We start from the raw sequence: 17,517 nt of genomic DNA on the forward strand, positions 1-17,517 counted from the left end.
GGTGGGGACGAGGGCCGCAGTCGTGAGGTCGCCGCCCGCGACGGCCCGGCCCGGGGGCCAGGTCATAGGGTGGTCCCGTGGCAACCCTTCTGCTTCTGCGACACGGCCGTACCACGGCGAACGCCGATGGCGGCCTGGCCGGTCGGCAACCGGTCGAGTTGGACGACACCGGGCGCGCGCAGGCCACCGCGGTCGGCGAGCGCCTGCGGGCGGTGCCGTTGGCCGCCGTGGTGACCAGCCCGCTCATCCGCTGCCGGCAGACCCTGGAGCTGGCGCTCCCGCAGGCCGCCCCGATCGTCGAGGACGGGCTGATCGAGTGCGACTACGGCAGTTGGGAGGGGCAGCCGCTGAAGAAACTCGCCAAGGAGCCGCTCTGGCCGGTGGTCCAGCAGCACCCCAGCGCCGCGGTCTTCCCGGATGGCGAGGCGATGGCGGCGATGGCGGCCCGTGCCGTGGCGGCGGTGCGCTCCTGGGACGCGCGGGTCACCGCCGAGCACGGGCCTGAGGCGGTCTGGTTGGCGTGCAGCCACGGCGATGTGATCAAGGCCATCGTGGCGGACGCGCTCGGCGTACACCTGGATGCCTTTCAGCGGATCGTTGCCGACCCGGCGTCGGTGACGGCGATCCGGTTCACGCCGCTGCGTCCGTTTCTGGTGCGACTCAACGACACCGGTGGCGATCTGGCGGCGCTGGTGCCGCCGCCGGCCAAGCGGCGTCGGCGCGCGAACCGCGTGGCCGACTCGGACGCGGCCGTCGGCGGCGGAGCGGGTGCGTCGCGGTGAGGCCCGTCACGACACCGCCCCCGGCCGGGGCGTCCGCGTAGGCCGAAATGGCCGCCACGCCCGGGTGTAACCCCTGCTACACCGGGCGCGCCGTCGCTGTGGCGATTCGGGTCGGTGGGGTGCGCGATGCCAGGGCGGGCCGGATAGGGTCGTGGGTATGACCCACCAGGTGCACGCCTTCGAACCGCCGGAGCGGTTCGTCGCCGGGACTGTCGGGCCGCCGGGGGAGCGCACGTTCTTCCTGCAGGCCCGCGGCGGCGGCAGGCTGGTCAGCGTCGCGCTGGAGAAGGTCCAGGTGTCCCTGCTCGCCGAGAAGCTTGAGGAGTTGCTCACCGAGGCGCAGCGTCGCTTCGGGGTGGACCTGCCCGAGCTGGCGCCGGTGATCGGCGACAATGAGCCGCTGGACACTCCGGTCGACGAGGAGTTCCGGGTCGGGACGCTCGGGCTGGCCTTCGACGTGGACACCGCCACCGTGGTGATCGAGGCGATCGCGGCGGGCGAGGTGGAGCCCGAGGTCGAGCTCGGCGACGAGGACGACGACGACGACGACGACGAGGACGAAGAGCCGGACGAGGACCTGGATCGGCTCCGGGTCCGGCTCACTCCCCAGGCGACCCGCCAGTTCATCGAGCGGGCCCGGCGAGTGGTCAACGCGGGCCGGCCACCGTGCCCGCTCTGCGGCCAACCGTTGGACCCCGCCGGGCACCTCTGCCCGCGGCACAACGGTTATCACCGGTGACCTCGTCCGGCCTCCAGCCTCGCCAGGACGGCGACGCCGCGCTGCGGCTGCTGCGTGACGGCGTCCTCGACCTGGAAGGTCGGCTGGTCGACGCGTCGAACACGACGCTGCGCGGCATCCTGACCCTGGACGGGTTGACCGCCCGGTGCGTCTACAAGCCGGTCCGTGGCGAGCGCCCCCTCTGGGACTTCCCCGACGGCACGCTGGCCGGCCGGGAGGTCTCGGCGTACCTGGTCTCCCGGGCCACCGGATGGGACCTGGTGCCGCCGACGGTGCTGCGCGACGGCCCGTTCGGCCCCGGCTCCTGCCAGCTGTGGATCGACGAGCCGGAGGACGCCGAACCACTTGTCGGTTTCCTGCCCGCCGGGGAGTTGCCGCCACGCTGGATCCCGATCGCCGCGGCCCGGGACGACGACGGCGCCGCGTACGCCCTCGCCCACGCCGACGACCCACGGCTGGCCCGGCTCGCGGTGCTCGACGCGGTGCTCAACAACGCCGACCGTAAGGGCGGTCACGTGCTCGTCGGTGCCGACGACCGGATCTACGGCGTAGACCACGGGGTGAGCTTCCACGTGGAGGACAAGCTGCGCACCGTGCTCTGGGGTTGGGCCGGTAAGCGCCTGCCCGCGGACGCCGTGGAGATGCTCGACGCGCTGGCCGGTCAGGTCGCCGGTGCGCTCGGCGCGGAGTTGGCCGACCATCTGACGATCAGCGAGGTGGCCGAGGTGGCCGCTCGGGTCGACCGGCTGCGCGAGACCGGCTGCTTCCCGCAGCCTCCGGAGGACTGGCCGGCGATGCCCTGGCCGCCCATGTGACCCGCTGTCATCTTGATCACCCGTGGGGCGCTCCGGCGTTGCCGGCGGGCTGGCTAGGCTGATCCCATGGAGTCTTGGGCGGGACACGAGGTGCCACGGCTGCCGGGCAGGGGCGAGCCACTGGCGTTGTACGACTCGGCGCGGCAGGGTGTCCACCCGAGTGAGCCGGCCGACGCGGGCAGCATGTACGTCTGCGGCATCACCCCGTACGACGCCACCCACCTCGGCCACGCCGCCACCATGATCACGTTCGACCTGGTGCAGCGGGTGTGGCGTGACGCCGGCCGCCCGGTGCGCTACGTGCAGAACGTCACCGACATCGACGACCCGCTGCTGGAGCGGGCCGCCCGCGACGGCGAGGACTGGGTGGTCCTGGCGATGCGCGAGACGGCGCTGTTCCGGGAGGACATGGAGGCGCTGCGGATCATCCCGCCGGCGCACTACGTGGGTGCCGTCGAGTCGATCCCGGACATCGCCGACAAGGTCGAGGTGCTGCTCAAGGACGGTGCCGCGTACCGGCTCGATGACGGCACCGGCGACGTCTACTTCGACATCTCCGCCACGCCCCGCTTCGGCTACGAGTCGAACCTGACCCGCGAGCAGATGCTGGAGATCTTCCCCGAGCGCGGTGGCGACCCCGACCGGGCCGGCAAGCGGGACCCACTGGACCCGCTGCTGTGGCGCGGCGCCCGCGAGGGCGAGCCGTCCTGGCCGGGCGGCGAGCTGGGCCCGGGCCGCCCCGGCTGGCACATCGAGTGCGCGGTCATCGCGCTGAACCTGCTCGGTGATCGGATCGACGTGCAGGGCGGCGGCAACGACCTGCTGTTCCCGCACCACGAGGCCTCCGCCGCGCACGCCGAGCGGCTCACCGGCCAGGCGCCGTTCGCCGAGCACTACGTCCACGCCGGCATGATCGGTCTGGACGGCGAGAAGATGTCCAAGTCCCGCGGCAACCTGGTCTTCGTGTCCCGGCTGCGCGCGGACAAGGTCGACCCGATGGCGATCCGGCTGGCGTTGATCTCCGGGCACTACCGCAGCGACCGCACCTGGACCGACGACCTGCTCACCGCCGCGCACGAGCGCCTGGACCGTTGGCGGCGGGCCGCCGCCGCGCCCGCCGGGCCGTCCGGGGCCGAGCTGCTGGCCGAGGTACGCGCACGCCTGGCCGACGACCTGGACACTCCCGGAGCCCTGGCCGCAGCCGACCGCTGGGCCGAGGCGACCCTCGCCGGTGCCACCGACGACCCCGAAGCGCCCGCTCTCTTCGCGACCACCGTCGACGCCCTCCTGGGCATCCGCCTCTAGCCCCTCGCAAGCCGGGCCCCGCCCCGCTCGCGTCGATCATGGAGTTGTGGTGGGCGACAAGCGGAGCTGTGCCCCTTACGCGAGGCACCACAACTCCATGATCGACGGAGGCTCTGTCGGCCGGGTCACGGAATGAACGCCACCTCGGGGAAGGACCGGCTCGGGCCGTTCAGTAGGTGTCCGCCCCGGTGGCGCAGGTGCAGGTCGAAGAACGCCAGCGGGTACGCCTGCCCGATGCGGACCGCGCGGGCGGGGTCGAGCGTGCCGACCCAACGCACGAGTTCCTCGTCGCTCATGCCGATGAGCTTCGCCAGTTGCGGCACGAGCCACTGGTTGTCGCCGTAGGACGAGTGGATCGCTTCGGCGGCCTGGACGTTGAGTCGCCATCCCCGTAGGTGCGTGAAGAACTCGGCGACGGCGGGCTCCGCAGCCTGGGTGTACTCCGCCGTCATCAGCATGAACGGCCGGTACAGGTCGGTGGTGGGCATCGGCTGCGACACCATCGGGGCGTCCAGGCTCAGCCCCGCCCGGACCCGCCGGTCGGTGCCCATGGTCAGGGCCGTCGCGGTGCCGCCCTTCGACCAGCCGAACATGCCGATCCGACTCAGGTCCAGGGAGGCGCCCAGCCCGGTCGGCAGTGGCGCGTGGTCGACGGCGGGGTTGCCCCCGGCGGCGAGGTCGGAGATCTGATCGAGGACGAATCGGACGTCCCTGGTGTAGGTCCACGGGGTGGAATCGACGTCTTCCTCCTGGACGGTGACTCGGCCGTCGGGGAATTCGCTGAACCCGTCGTACGTGTGGTCCACAGTGACCACCGCGTACCCGTGGCTGGCGAGTTCCTGCACCACGATGGTGGTGTCCGAACGGTGGCTGCCGGCACCGTGCGAGTACAGCACCACCGGCAACCGCCGGCCCGGGTGCCGCACCGGGGCGCCCTCGTGCCCGGCCGTCAACGGCGCCAGCGCGGCGTGGGGGTCGAAGCCCGCGGATTCCAGCAGCACGCGCATCGAGGCGGCCGTCATCCACGGGGAACGCGGGTAGCGCCGCTCGTTCCGGGCGGGGTACCAGACGCTGACCATTAGTTCCCGATACCGCCCCGGCCCCGCCAGCGGTTCCGGCCGCGACCGGTCGACCAGATGCAGTGGCACCACACCCACGCGGTACGGCCCGGTCGGCCGGGGGAGAGTGAGCCGGGCCGGGCCCGCATCGGCGGTTGCCGCCGTGGCGCGGCCAGCGATGCCCCACGGTACGCCGGCCCCGACCGCCAGCGCGGCTCCGACAAGGCCGCGCCGCGTGATCCCCCGTGCACCAACAGGTTTCACGGTTGGCATTGATCCTCCCCTGGGTTGCTCGACGCCGGAACGGGCCGCCCGACCATCGATATACCCGCAGTATATATACCGAGTGTATAGATGCAACGACGGCGACGAGTTTCGACAACGGGGTGAGCTCTGAGAGGCCGCCCTGGCGCGCGCTAATAGCCCCGATCTTGCAGTTTCTGTCCCAGCGAAAGGTGCAGAACAGGCAAAAGCACGACCGAAAGCGCAAGATCGCCGAGCCCGCCGGCCGGACCGGGCGGGGGCCAGGGCAGGGCAGGGCCAGGGCTGGGCTGGGGCGGGGCGGGGCGGTGCTGGCTAGCCCAGGACCAGGCCGGGGTCGGGTTCCGGGTCGGGGGTCGGGCCGGGGATCTTGTACTCCTCGGTGAGGGTGGTCATCGGGCCGGGCCAGGTCGCCTGGGAGACCTCGATCGGCTTGCGGTGCGTGTCGTACGCCACGTGCAGCAGGTGCAGCACCGGGGTGTCCGGTCGGATCTGGAGCGTTTCGGCCTCCTCCCGGCTCGGCTGACGGGCGCTGATCGTGTCGGTTGCCGAGACGTACCGTCGTCCGGTGGCTTCCTCGGCCTCCTGGTAGAGCGGCCGGCCGAACGCCTCGGCGCGCTCCAGAGAGGTGCCGGCGGTGTCGCGGGGCAGGAACCAGGAGGCGCCCACCTCGACGGGGGAGTCGTCGGTGCGGACGAGGTGCCGGCGGCAGAGCAGGTTGGTGCCGTCGGAGACGCCGAAGGCGTCGGCCACCTCGGCGGGGGCGGGGGCGTGCCCCACGGAGACGAGCTGTTGACGGTACCGGGCGGCCAGGTCGGCGTGGTAGCCGCGGAAGCCGCCGTACCGGCCTCGGGAGAGGCGGTTGAGGCGGCGGCGGGTGCCCCGGACGTACGTACCGGAGCCGGGTTTGGTGATCAGGATGCCCTCGACCCGCAGTTGGTCGACGGCGCGTTGCACGGTCTGCTTGGCGACGCCGAACATCTCGGCGATGGCCGGGATGGACGGCAGCCGCTCGCCCGGCCCCCAGTCCCCGCGCCGGACCTGGGCCTTGAGCTGCGCGGCGATCTGTCGGTGCGGGAACTCGGCGGCCCCGGGATTGATCTGCACACCCGCCTCCTTGATCACATCTAGGTTCCTAGGATGCCCTAGGGGGTGTGACGGCGCTACCCCGGACACGCGAAAACGGGCCCCCGGACCACAAAAGGTCCGAAGGCCCGCAGCGAAAACAGTGCTACCAGGAGCCGGCGGTGGGGCCGGCCGAACCGCCCCGGCGGCGCAGGTACTTCTCGAACTCCTGGGCGATCTCGTCACCGGTCAACGGGGTGATCCCCTCGTCGCCGACCCGCTCTTCCAGCTCGCGGACGTACTCGCCCAGCTCGGCGTCCTGCTCGGCGGCGCTGCGAACCCGCTGCTCCCACTCGGCGGACTCCTCGGCCAGGTCGGCCATCGGCACCGGCAGGTCGACGACCTCCTCGACCCGGTGCAGCAGGGCGAGGGTGGCCTTCGGGCAGGGCGGGTTGTTGGCGTAGTGCGGCACGTGCACCCAGAAGGAGACGGCGTCCACCTCGGCGCGGGTGCAGGCGTCGTGCAGCACGCCGACGATGCCGGTCGGCCCGTCGTACCGGGTGGGGGTGAGCTGGTAACGCTCGGCGGCCTGCGCGTCGGAGGCGCTGCCACTGATCGGCAGCGGCCGGGTGTACGGCACGTCGGCCAGCAACGCGCCGAGCAGCACCACCCGTTCCACCTCCAGGCTGTGGCAGATCTCCAGCACCTGCTCGCAGAACGTCCGCCAGCGCATGCTCGGCTCGATGCCGCGGATCAGCACCACGTCACGGTCGGTGCCCTCCGGGCTGGCCACCATGAACCGGGTCGTCGGCCACTCCACCCGCCGGGTCTCCCCGTCGGCCATGGTGATGGTGGGCCGGCTGACCTGGAAGTCGTAGAAGTCCTCTGGATCCAGCTCGGCGATCTGCCGGGCGTTCCAGACCTGCTCCAGGTGCTCGACCGCGGCGGTGGACGCGTCGGCGGCGTCATTCCAGCCCTCGAACGCGGCGATCGCCACCGGGGACCGCAGCACCGGCAGTCCGTCGAACTCGGTCACGCCGTCACCTCACCCTGCTCGTCGCGGCTGGCGCCGGGACCGCGCCCGGTCGTCATACCGTGTGGCACGGTGGCGTCCCTGTTGTCCTTCACGTCCGCCAGCCTACGTGCAGGGCGAGGGTGCGGCCCGTCGGCCGCGCCGGTCGGCCGCTCCGGCAGCAGGTCATACCCGAACGAACCAGACAGCGTGATTCCCGTGACACAATAGGGGATCGCACGATGATGGTCGTGGAGTCCGGCGGAATCGCACTAACCTGAACGGGTGCGGACTTCATTGATGGATGTGCTGGCTGATCGCATTCTCATCGCCGACGGCGCGATGGGCACGATGCTTCAGGCCGCGGACCTCACGCTCGACGACTTCGACGGGCTCGAGGGGTGCAACGAGATCCTCAACGTCACCCGCCCGGACGTGGTGCGCGGGGTGCACGACGCCTACCTGGCCGTCGGCGCCGACTGCGTGGAGACCAACACCTTCGGGGCCAACCTCGCCAACCTCGCCGAGTACGACATCCCGCACCGCATCCGCGAGCTGTCCGAGGCGGGCGCCCGGATCGCCCGGGAGGCCGCCGACGCGGCCAGCACCCCGGATCGGCCCCGTTTCGTGCTCGGCTCGATCGGGCCGGGCACCAAGCTGCCCACCCTCGGGCACGCCGCCTACTCGACCCTGCGCGACGCCTACCAGGAGAACGCCGCGGGTCTGATCGTCGGCGGCGCCGACGCGTTGATCATCGAGACCTGTCAGGACCTGCTCCAGGTCAAGGCGGCGGTGGTCGGGTCGAAGCGGGCGATGGCCGAGCTGGGCCAGACGGTGCCGATCATCTGTCACGTGGCGGTGGAGACCACCGGCACCATGCTGGTCGGCAGCGAGATCGGGGCGGCCCTCGCCGCGATCGAGCCGCTCGGCGTGGACCTGATCGGGCTCAACTGCTCGACCGGCCCGGCCGAGATGAGCGAGCACCTGCGCTACCTGTCGCAGCACTCCCGCATCCCGCTGTCGGTGATGCCGAACGCCGGCCTGCCGGTGCTGACCGCCGACGGGGCGTACTTCCCGCTGACTCCCGTGGAGCTGGCCGAGGCCCTGGAGCGGTTCATCACCGAGTACGGCGTGGGGCTGATCGGTGGCTGCTGCGGCACCACCCCGGAGCACATCCGGGTGCTGGCCGAGCGGCTGCACGGCGTCACCGCCCCGGCCCGGGAGCCGCGGCACGAGGCGGGCGTCTCCTCGGTCTACCACCCGGTGCCGTTCGCCCAGGACGCCTCGGTGCTGATGGTGGGGGAGCGGACCAACGCCAACGGCTCGAAGGCGTTCCGGGAGGCGATGCTCGCCGGCGACTGGCGGGCCTGTGTGGAGATCGCCCGCAGTCAGGCACGGGACGGCTCCCACCTGCTCGACCTGTGCGTGGACTACGTCGGCCGCGACGGCACGCAGGACATGCGGGAGCTGGCCGGTCGGTTCGCCACCGCGTCCACCCTGCCGATCATGTTGGACTCCACCGAGCCGAACGTGGTGGAGGCCGGCTTGGAGATGCTCGGCGGCCGCTGCGTGGTCAACTCGGTGAACTTCGAGGACGGCGACGGCCCCGAGTCCCGGTACGCGCGCGTGATGCCGATCGTCCGGGAGCACGGCGCGTCGGTGGTGGCGCTGCTCATCGACGAGGAGGGTCAGGCCCGTACCCAGGAGTGGAAGGTCCGGGTCGCGGCGCGGTTGATCGACGACCTGACCGACCGGTGGGGCATGGACCGCGCCGACATCCTGATCGACGCGCTGACCTTCCCGATCGCCACCGGGCAGGAGGAGACCCGCCGCGACGGCATCGAGACGATCGAGGCGATCCGGGAGATCTCCCGCCGCTACCCGGGTGTCAACTTCACCCTGGGCATCTCGAACATCTCCTTCGGGCTGAACCCGGCGGCCCGGCAGGTGCTCAACTCGGTGTTCCTGCACGAGTGTGTGCAGGCCGGCCTGACCTCGGCGATCGTGCACGCCAGCAAGATCCTGCCGATGTCGAAGATTCCCGATGAGCAGCGCGAGGTCGCCCTGGACCTGGTGTACGACCGGCGACGCGAGGGGTACGACCCGGTGCAGCGTTTCCTCGAGCTCTTCGAGGGCGTCGACGTGACCAGCGCCCGCGCCAGTCGCGCCCAGGAGTTGGCGGCGCTGCCGCTCGACGAGCGGCTCAAGCGGCGGATCATCGACGGTGAGCGCAACGGCCTGGAGGCCGACCTGGACGAGGCGATGGCCGGCGGCCGCTCCCCACTGTCGATCATCAACGACATCCTGCTGGACGGCATGAAGGTGGTCGGTGAGCTGTTCGGCTCCGGCCAGATGCAGCTGCCGTTCGTGCTCCAGTCCGCCGAGGTGATGAAGACCGCGGTCGCCTACCTGGAACCGCACATGGAGACCGCGGAGGACGGCGGCAAGGGCCGCATCGTGCTCGCCACCGTACGCGGCGACGTGCACGACATCGGCAAGAACCTGGTCGACATCATCCTGTCCAACAACGGCTACGAGGTGGTGAACATCGGCATCAAGCAGCCGATCAGCGCCATCCTCGACGCGGCAGAGCAGCACCGCGCCGACGCGATCGGCATGTCCGGGCTGCTGGTCAAGAGCACTGTCATCATGAAGGAGAACCTGGCCGAGATGGCCACGCGCGGGGTCGCGGAACGCTGGCCGGTCCTGCTGGGTGGGGCGGCGCTGACCCGCGCGTACGTCGAGGACGACCTGCGGTCGACGTTCCCCGGGCAGGTGCACTACGCGCGGGACGCGTTCGAGGGCCTGTCCCTGATGGACCGGGTGATGACGGCCAAGCGCGGCGGCGCCCCGGTGATCGACCCGGAGCGGGAGGCGGCTCTCGCCGCCCGGCGGGCGCGCCGGGAACGGCAGCGCTCGATGGTCACCACGTCGCTGCCGGAGCTGCACGACTCCTCGGTCCGCTCCGATGTGGCCGCCGACGTGTCGGTGCCCACTCCGCCGTTCTTCGGCACCCGGGTCGTCAAGGGCGTGCCGATGGCCGACTACGCGGCGCTGCTCGACGAGCGGGCCACCTTCTCCGGGCAGTGGGGGTTGCGCGGCGCCCGGGGTGGCAGCGGACCCTCCTACGAGGAGCTGGTCGAGACCGAGGGTCGGCCGCGGCTGCGGTACTGGCTGGACCGGCTGATCGCCGACCAGGTCCTTGAGGCAGCCGTGGTGTACGGCTACTTCCCCGCGTACTCCGAAGGCAATGACCTGGTGGTGCTCGACGAGAACGGGCACGCGGAGCGCGCCCGGTTCTCCTTCCCGCGGCAGCGGCAGGAGCGGCGACTCTGCCTGGCGGACTTCTTCAGGCCCCAGGGCGACCAGCTCGATGTGGTCGCGTTGCAACTGGTCACCGTCGGCCAGCCGGTCAGCGAGTACGCGGCGAAGCTGTTCGCCCGCAACGAGTACCGCGACTACCTGGAGGTGCACGGCCTCTCCGTGCAGCTCACCGAGGCCCTCGCCGAATACTGGCACCAGCGCATTCGCGCCGAGATGACGCTGCCCGACGGCCGCCCGCTGGGCCACGACGACCCGGCGGACCTGGCCGGCATCCTGCACAACGACTACCGGGGCTGCCGGTACGCGTTCGGCTACCCCGCCTGCCCCGACCTGGAAGACCGGGCGAAGATCATGGATCTGCTCGGCGCGGACCGGATCGGGGTCGAGCTGTCCGAGGAGTTCCAGCTCATGCCGGAGCAGGCCACCGACGCGATCGTGGTCCACCACCCGGAGGCCAACTACTTCAACGCCAAGTAACGGGCGCAGGGTCACTGACCTGCGATTACGGCCTTCCCGAGGTTCGCTGAACCATGATCATGCCGTCTTCGGGCCGTCGAGGGCTTCCGGAACGTCCCCGGCGGCCTGGTCTTCGCCGAAGGCCGCATCAATGACCCTGCGCGTGCGGTCCTCGCTGTCGGCAGGGAATGCCGGCGATGTCGGGCTCCACCGATGCGTGACGCATCGCTGTCACTTGATCCGCGACACGTCCGGCTAGACGATCTTGCCTGTCTTCAGGCAAGCTACGGCCGTGGAGCAGTCAGCATGGACCGAGGTGTCTGCGGCGCTGGCGGTGGCCCCGTACCCGGTTGATGTGCTTCCTGCCGATCCTGCTCGTGCGGAAGCCTGCCTGGCGACGCTGGGAATCACGACTCGTTCGTGGCTTGGTGCGGTTGTCGCCAACACAGGAGGGCTGCTGGTAGACCACGGTTGGCTACGCGTCCTTGGTAGCGGTCACGATGGGCTGCCGGACGTAGCAACGGAGTCGGACCCCACCGGTCCCTGGATCGTCGTCGGTTACGACGTCATGGGCGGCCAGTTCGTGTGGGTGCCGGCACAGCCCGGCGGTAAGCCGACCATCCATTACTTCGGTCCAGATGATCTCGAGTGGCTGGACCTCGGCCAGGGGTACGCCGACTGGCTGTATGCGGTCCTCGCTGGTTCGCTGACTCAGTTCTATGACACTCTGCGGTGGCCGGGGTGGAAAGCGGACGTCGAAGCGCTCACCGCCGATCAGGGGATCAGCACATGGCCGCCGCCGTGGTCAGCGGAAGGGAAGGATCTCTCCTCAGCCTCCCGCAAGGCGGTACCCCTGCCGCAACTGGTGTCGTACTACCAGGACACTGCGCGCCAGATGGCGTCGGAAGAAGAGCGTTAGCGGCGCCCATCCACTTCCTGAGTCGTCCTCGTCTCCCACCAGTTATCTACCAATGTCACCCATCAGGTGGAGCCACCGCGTAACGCATCAAGTGGAGCACGACATCGGCCAGCCGGCGATGTCGTGCTCCACTTGATGCGTTACGGATCGCTGTCACTTGATCCGTGACACTTCCGGCTAGACGATCTTGGTTGTGGATGTCAGCCGATGTGGGGTGGTTCGGGCTGGGGAGCCGTCTGCCAGTCGGTTTCCCCGCCTGGGCCGACGGTTATCGGGTCGACTCCCGTGCCGGTGAGGTGCCAGGACTCGTAGTGGCGATGGGGGTCGATGTGTAACTCGGCGTCGTTGTCGAAGGTCAGGTGGAGGGCACCGTTGCCGTGGATCTCAACGCTGCTGATGGTCTGACCGAACAGGTCCAGGACGGGTGCCAGGCGGGTTCCTGTGCCGGGGTCAAGTTCGTGCCATTGCCCGTCCGGGTCGCGGAGCAGGAACGGAGTTTCGACGGCCAGTTCGGCGTCGACACGATAGCCCTCGTCGGGGGCGAGCGCGGAGAGGCTGAGCCGGACCTGGTAGTCGAAGACTGTTCGGTCGACACGGCAGCCGGTCAGCGGGGTGGGAACTCTCATCGGGCCTGCCCTGATTCAGTTGGCGCAGGTGGGCGGAGGTGAGCCGGGAGGAGGCGGTCTTTAGTCGGACGCCGTTGAGGAGCAGGTGGACCACGGTGGTGTCGGCCCAAAGTCGGACGGTGAGTCCGGCCCGACCGTCGTTGTATGGCCTATAGCCGGCGGGCTAGCGCCATAAGTGCTCGTGACCGCCGAGCCGGCCGAGCGTCACGTCCCTATCTCGGCTGTGCAGCAACGCGAGGAGTCGGTTTCCCATGAGCAGGTGCTCGTACGAGACCTGGGCGATGATGTCGGCCATGGTCCGCGTCCACTGCGGATCGGCTTTGAACGGCTCGTCGAGCTGGTGGATGACCAGCGCCCAGCCGGTAACGCCGGCGAAGTCGATGTAGCGCAGGGTGTCACAGAAGGCGTCCAGATTCTGGACCGACCAGCCGCAGTACCGCATCGTTACCTGGGAGAGGAGTTCGCCTAGCAGGTTGGATTTGGATCCGTTGCCACCGCGAGTCTGGGCGACGCCATATCCGAGACTCACCAGCTCACTCACGACGTGGTCGAGATGCTTCTCATCGTGGAAGCCGGTGACTGCGCCGTCTCGAAGTAGCTCGTAGTCCCACTGCCGCTCGGTCTCCTCAGGGCTGAAAGACGCCATGGCAGTGACCATAGCGACTCGCCGGGTGACCAACTGAGTGACAGCGCTGGTAGCTCGGGGTAGCCAGCGGGTCACCATCGGCCTGAGCGACGGCGCTGGCTGGTTCACAGGCTTGCGGCAGCAACCGTGCAAGCAAAGGGGTCGGGAGCCCGGCAGGAGCTCTAAGATCATGCCGTTTCCAGGCCGTCAGAGCTGGACCAGGAGTGACGAACATTGACCCACAGGCCACGAATGAACGGGCAGCTTAGGCGGCATCTTGTCCGTGTTGATCGACCATGTTCTCCCCTCGATCAATACAACGCCAACTAACGGGCGCAGGTCGTTGACCTGCAATTACGGCCATCCTGAGGGTCGCTGGACCATGATCAGGCCGTCGAGGGCTTCCGGAATGTCCTCGGCGGCCTGGTCCTCGCCGAAGGCCGCATCGCTGGCCTCGCGCGCGCGGTCCTCGCTGGTCGGCAGGAGATGCGCGTGGGTCCGCAGAGTGAAGCCCGGTCGACGCAGGCTGGCACTCACTCAGTCGGATTGCTCTGTTGGGCGTAGCGGAAAGCAAGCCGTCTGATAATGGTCTAGCCATTGCCTGCTGGCAGCCAGCTGGCTTCCGTGTGCGATTCGCTCTCTTCCCACTCGGGGATGTCGGCGGGGTCGTCGCTTCCGATGCCCAGCGACACGTCGCTGTGGCGGGCGCGGAAGTAGAAGCGCTCACCGTTCGGCAGGGTGCCCTCCACCTGCACTGGGGCTGCCGTGCAGGTCAGATACGCCTCCCAGCCCTCAGTCCGGAGAGTGGCGATGAGCTGGAGCCAGGATGCCACGTGCTCCTGGTGCCGCCGTTGGCGCGCGGTCTCCGGATCCATAACGTTCATGCTGCTGCACCGGGACCTGGCTTTGTACATGGGGGAGCGCGGGCAACTCGGCGGCCAGGGCCTCACCGAGCCGCTCGGTCAGGCGAGCTGAGTTGGTGTAGCCGTGGCCTCCCAGGTGGTCAGGCAGAACGGGTGGCCCGCCGGGTCGGCGTAGACGTAACACTGTTCGCTGTTGGGCTGGAACTCGTACTTTGTCGCTCCGGCAGCGAGCACGCGGGCCTCGGCGGCGTCTCGGTCCACGACCATGAAGTCGAGATGCATCATGATCGACGAGGTGGGGTCGGGCCAGGTGGGTGGCGTGTATCCGGGCACAGTCTGGAAGTTGATCCGCCCGGCCGGGCTCAGCACGCATGCCCAGCCGTCCCCGGCGTGTGTCAGGGTTCCGCCGGTGATGCTGGCGTAGAACTGCGCCAAGGCGACGGCGTCCGGGCAGTCCAGGGTGACCGCGCTGAGCCTGATCTCGTCGGACATGTCGCCTCCTGTGGCCCGTGCCGGCCGTTGCTAGGCGCGCCCGCACTGATACGACGACCAGCACGACGGCGCGCTCGACAAACTGAACGACGTAACCTAACGCACACGGTGGTCGAGCACGCTGATCTAGCCGCGGGCGGCATCCCTACCAGCGGTGCCCATCCCACCTGAGGCGATGACAAGCTGTGCGAATGCGACAGGTCACAGTGCTCGGCAGTTCCGGCGCCTTTCCCGAGCCAGGCCGTGCCTGTAGCGGCTTCGCTGTGGACTGGGACGGCTACCGCGTGGTGCTCGACCTGGGCTACGCCACACTGCCGCGATTGCTCAGGCACTGGCCCGATGGTGCGGTGGACGCCGTCGTCATCACCCATGAGCATCCGGATCACTGCGTCGACCTGCACGGTCCGTTCAGGATGCGGTTCTACGGTCAGCCCGGCGGCCCACGGCTGCCGTTGTTCTGCCCGCCCGGCGTGCTCGACCGGCTCAGCGGCCTGGAGCCCGATGTCGACCTGCGCACGGTGTTCGATCTGCACCCACTACCCGGCAGCTACCGGGTCGGGCCGTTCGACCTGACCGGGCTGTCTCTGCCGCACTTCGTGCCCAACGCCGGCATCCGGCTTGTGGCCGACGGAATCGCCGTGGCCTACTCCGGGGACACTGGGCCGACTCCCGCGCTTGCCGAACTGGGCCGCGACGCCGACCTGTTCATCGTCGAGGCGACGGACCACGACGGCGAGACCAGCCGTCCCACCCGAAACCTGATGACCTCCACCGAGGCCGGTCGGTCAGCTCGCCTGGCGGGTGCCCGCCGCCTGATGCTCACCCACTTCTGGCCAGGCAATGACCGGGCAGCCGCAGTGGCGGCGGCGCAGGCGGAGTTCGAGGGCGCCGTACTGGCGGCTCAGGAAGGACTCACAGTGATGCTGGGGACCCCAGCCAACTGACCGCCTCAGACCTTCGTGTTCGCCACGACCCGGTCAAGGACGAGACGGCCCATCTGGTACATGACGGGGTTGGTCTCGACGTAGTACCAGATGGCACCGAGAGCCTGTTGGAAGCTCCATGCCTTGCTGCGCTCCCACTCCAGCTCGTCGCAACCCAGCTTGTCACGGAACACCGCTCGGGACGCATCGTCGAAGAAGTACCAGCCACACATGGCATCAAGGGCGGGATCGGCCGGCGCGAAGTCGCCGGTGTCGAGCACACCCACCAGCCGGCCGTCGGCTACCAGGACGTTCAGCGGCTGCAGGTCGCCATGGGACATGACGTCGGCCGACGTGCGCGGCAGTTCCCGGAAGTGACTCCACAGACGCCGAAGCGTCGGGACGTCGAGCAGGCCCTCGCTCTTTCCGAAACATTCCTCGACCCACTCGTCGTGGTCGGGTAGGTCGCCACCACGGTTGTCGCCCTGAAAGCGGCGGCCCTGGGTGTCGGTGGCCCGAAGCGCGCTGATCAGGTACGCCAGGTCACGGGCGAGTTCCACGGACCCGTCGATGTCGACGGGGGCGATGCTTCCCGGTACCCACGACTGCACCGACCACGGCAGGGGGTAGTCCTTCCCGGGGTTGCCGATCGCGATGGGCCGGGGAGCCGGGAATGGGCTGTGTTCGGCGAAGCGTCGGGAGGCTTCGGCCTCCCTCTGGAGGAGCTCGGCGGCCACGGCGACATCGCGTGGCCGCAGCAGGAACCGGGCCGCCGCGTCGTCGCCGATGCGGAAGATGGCGTTCACGGTGCCGTTCGACGCGACGCGCCGGACCGGTGCCGTCTCCCACCGAGGGAACTGATCCGATATCAGCTCGCGGACGACGTCATCGGTGAGGGCTAGCTCATCGTCGTGCATGGCCATGCGGAAGATCTCCGGTTCTGGTCGGCGGGACGGCACACATCGCACAGTTGGTCAGCCCGGATGTCGAGGACGCTGAAGTGGCTCCGTCTCAGGGAGGAGCGGCAACGGTGACCGCACCAGACCAGGGAGATCCAGCATGGCGATCCAGCGGATGGACAACGTCCTCATCGTTGTCGAGGACCTTGACGCCGTCATCGGGTTTTTCGTCGAGCTCGGCATGGAGATGGAGGGTCGGGGGCCGGTCGAGGGGCGCTGGGTGGAGCGTGTGATCGGGATCGACGACGTCCGGCAGGAGGTGGCGATGCTGCGGACCCCGGACGGCCACGGCAAGGTCGAGCTGGCGATGTTCCACCGACCGGCGGCGATCAGGGCGGAACCGAAGAACACGCCGGCGAACACGCTCGGCATTCGACGCATCATGTTCGCCGTCGACGACATCGACGACGTGATCACCCGGCTGCGGGGCCACGGCGCGGAACTCGTCGGGGAGGTCGAGCGGTACGAGGACATCTTCCGGCTCTGCTACGTCCGGGGCCCCGAAGGCATCATCGTCGGCCTGGCCGAACAACTCCGCTGACGGGTGCGGCCGGCTCAGGAGACCAGGGTGCCGCCGTCCACGGTCACCACCGTGCCGGTGGCGTAGGTCGCCCGCAGGAGGTAGACGAACGCCTCGGCGACCTCCTCGGGCTCGCCCACCCGGCCGAGCGGAAGCGACTCGCTGAGCTGCGCGTACATCTGCTCCCGGGTTTCGGTGGGCAGGGAGTCCCAGAGCGGCGAGCGGATCACCCCGGCGGAGACGGCGTTGACCCGGATCGGGGCGAGTTCGACGGCGAGCGCGCGGACCAACGCGTCGATCGCCCCGGTGATGCTGGCCGCGACGGACCAGCCGGCACTGGGTCGGTGGTTGGCGGTGCCGGTGGTGAGGGTGATCGACCCGCCGGGGCGCAGGTACGGCAGTGCCGCGTTGACTGCCGACAGGGAGCCGAAGTAGCGCAGGTCGAAGGCGGCCCGGGCGGCGGTGAGGTCGAGGGCGTCGACGGACATCAGCGCGAGGGGTTCGCCGGCGGTGTAGACGAGGTGGTCGAACGAGCCGAGACCGTGGAACAGCCGGGACACGGCGTCCGGGTCGGTGAGGTTGGCGACGTACCCCTGGGTGGTGGTCGGCAGGGTTGTCAGGGCGCGGTCCACGCTGCGCTGGTTGCTGGAGGCGACCACGACCTGGGCGCCCTCGCGGGCGGCACGGGCGGCGGTGGCGAGGCCGATCCCCGAGGTTCCGCCAAGTACGACGACGCGCTGGTCGATGAGGGTCATGATCGTGTCCTTCCGGAT

The 17,517-nt window shown here is 69.7% G+C and carries 18 protein-coding genes; 8 read left to right on the forward strand and 10 right to left on the reverse strand.

The window, feature by feature from the left end; all coding sequences use genetic code 11:
- The first annotated feature begins 77 nt into the window (after window positions 1-77).
- From AB0B68_RS06375 to mshC, 4 genes are all read left to right on the forward strand, one after another.
- Window positions 78-782, forward strand: a complete 705-nt coding sequence (locus AB0B68_RS06375) for an MSMEG_4193 family putative phosphomutase (protein WP_357207724.1) — start codon at window positions 78-80, stop codon at window positions 780-782.
- Between the two features lie 157 nt (window positions 783-939).
- The gene (locus AB0B68_RS06380) at window positions 940-1,521 is read left to right on the forward strand and encodes a DUF3090 domain-containing protein (RefSeq protein WP_357258153.1); all 582 of its coding nucleotides are present in this window, start codon (window positions 940-942) and stop codon (window positions 1,519-1,521) included.
- The gene (locus AB0B68_RS06385) at window positions 1,518-2,336 is read left to right on the forward strand and encodes an SCO1664 family protein (protein ID WP_112587406.1); all 819 of its coding nucleotides are present in this window, start codon (window positions 1,518-1,520) and stop codon (window positions 2,334-2,336) included. The genes AB0B68_RS06380 and AB0B68_RS06385 overlap by 4 nt, the downstream gene beginning before the upstream one ends.
- Before the next feature lie 66 nt (window positions 2,337-2,402).
- Window positions 2,403-3,641, forward strand: a complete 1,239-nt coding sequence (gene mshC / locus AB0B68_RS06390) for a cysteine--1-D-myo-inosityl 2-amino-2-deoxy-alpha-D-glucopyranoside ligase (RefSeq protein WP_357258156.1) — start codon at window positions 2,403-2,405, stop codon at window positions 3,639-3,641.
- A gap of 125 nt (window positions 3,642-3,766) precedes the next feature.
- Here the strand turns inward: mshC and AB0B68_RS06395 are convergent, their stop codons facing one another.
- The 3 genes from AB0B68_RS06395 to AB0B68_RS06405 form a co-directional block, all read right to left on the reverse strand.
- On the reverse strand, window positions 3,767-4,972 hold the full coding sequence (locus AB0B68_RS06395) for an acetylhydrolase (protein WP_357200489.1): 1,206 nt from the start codon (window positions 4,970-4,972) through the stop codon (window positions 3,767-3,769).
- Window positions 4,973-5,275: 303 nt separating this feature from the next.
- Entirely contained in the window at window positions 5,276-6,067 is a 792-nt protein-coding gene (locus AB0B68_RS06400) for a GntR family transcriptional regulator (RefSeq protein ID WP_357200486.1), read from the reverse strand.
- A gap of 124 nt (window positions 6,068-6,191) precedes the next feature.
- Window positions 6,192-7,061, reverse strand: coding sequence for a PAC2 family protein (locus tag AB0B68_RS06405; RefSeq protein ID WP_030332815.1), 870 nt, complete (start codon window positions 7,059-7,061; stop codon window positions 6,192-6,194).
- 261 nt (window positions 7,062-7,322) lie between these two features.
- On the opposite strand from AB0B68_RS06405, the gene metH reads away from it, so the two are divergent.
- Both metH and AB0B68_RS06415 read left to right on the forward strand, forming a co-directional pair.
- On the forward strand, window positions 7,323-10,838 hold the full coding sequence (gene metH / locus AB0B68_RS06410) for a methionine synthase (RefSeq protein ID WP_357200482.1): 3,516 nt from the start codon (window positions 7,323-7,325) through the stop codon (window positions 10,836-10,838).
- A gap of 271 nt (window positions 10,839-11,109) precedes the next feature.
- On the forward strand, window positions 11,110-11,736 hold the full coding sequence (locus tag AB0B68_RS06415) for a DUF2625 family protein (RefSeq protein ID WP_357200480.1): 627 nt from the start codon (window positions 11,110-11,112) through the stop codon (window positions 11,734-11,736).
- 200 nt (window positions 11,737-11,936) lie between these two features.
- On the opposite strand, the gene AB0B68_RS06420 is transcribed toward AB0B68_RS06415, so the two are convergent.
- From AB0B68_RS06420 to AB0B68_RS06440, 5 genes are all read right to left on the reverse strand, one after another.
- Complete coding sequence (locus tag AB0B68_RS06420; protein ID WP_357200477.1) at window positions 11,937-12,362, reverse strand: DUF6188 family protein; 426 nt, start codon at window positions 12,360-12,362, stop codon at window positions 11,937-11,939.
- 163 nt (window positions 12,363-12,525) lie between these two features.
- Complete coding sequence (locus AB0B68_RS06425; RefSeq protein WP_357200474.1) at window positions 12,526-13,008, reverse strand: hypothetical protein; 483 nt, start codon at window positions 13,006-13,008, stop codon at window positions 12,526-12,528.
- A 333-nt stretch (window positions 13,009-13,341) separates the two neighbouring features.
- Window positions 13,342-13,524: a hypothetical protein gene (locus tag AB0B68_RS06430; RefSeq protein WP_357200471.1), complete on the reverse strand. Its 183-nt coding sequence runs from the start codon at window positions 13,522-13,524 to the stop codon at window positions 13,342-13,344.
- A gap of 53 nt (window positions 13,525-13,577) precedes the next feature.
- A complete protein-coding gene (locus AB0B68_RS06435; protein WP_357258158.1) occupies window positions 13,578-13,862 on the reverse strand; it encodes a hypothetical protein in 285 nt (94 codons plus the stop codon).
- 87 nt (window positions 13,863-13,949) lie between these two features.
- Window positions 13,950-14,342 (reverse strand): VOC family protein, encoded by a 393-nt coding sequence (locus AB0B68_RS06440; RefSeq protein ID WP_357200466.1) that lies wholly within the window; start codon window positions 14,340-14,342, stop codon window positions 13,950-13,952.
- A 191-nt stretch (window positions 14,343-14,533) separates the two neighbouring features.
- Between AB0B68_RS06440 and AB0B68_RS06445 the strand changes: the two genes are divergently transcribed.
- Window positions 14,534-15,286 (forward strand): MBL fold metallo-hydrolase, encoded by a 753-nt coding sequence (locus AB0B68_RS06445; RefSeq protein ID WP_357258160.1) that lies wholly within the window; start codon window positions 14,534-14,536, stop codon window positions 15,284-15,286.
- A 5-nt stretch (window positions 15,287-15,291) separates the two neighbouring features.
- Here AB0B68_RS06445 and AB0B68_RS06450 read toward each other — a convergent pair whose 3' ends face one another.
- Complete coding sequence (locus AB0B68_RS06450; RefSeq protein ID WP_357200459.1) at window positions 15,292-16,188, reverse strand: aminoglycoside phosphotransferase family protein; 897 nt, start codon at window positions 16,186-16,188, stop codon at window positions 15,292-15,294.
- Between the two features lie 136 nt (window positions 16,189-16,324).
- Between AB0B68_RS06450 and AB0B68_RS06455 the strand changes: the two genes are divergently transcribed.
- Complete coding sequence (locus AB0B68_RS06455) at window positions 16,325-16,765, forward strand: VOC family protein (protein WP_357200456.1); 441 nt, start codon at window positions 16,325-16,327, stop codon at window positions 16,763-16,765.
- A gap of 14 nt (window positions 16,766-16,779) precedes the next feature.
- On the opposite strand, the gene AB0B68_RS06460 is transcribed toward AB0B68_RS06455, so the two are convergent.
- Window positions 16,780-17,499 carry an SDR family oxidoreductase gene (locus tag AB0B68_RS06460; protein WP_357200453.1) on the reverse strand — a complete coding sequence of 240 codons (720 nt, stop codon included), beginning with the start codon at window positions 17,497-17,499 and terminating at the stop codon, window positions 16,780-16,782.
- Between the last annotated feature and the right edge of the window lie 18 nt (window positions 17,500-17,517).

It is taken from the genome of Micromonospora sp. NPDC049049 (assembly GCF_040649115.1).
Taxonomy (GTDB): domain Bacteria; phylum Actinomycetota; class Actinomycetes; order Mycobacteriales; family Micromonosporaceae; genus Micromonospora.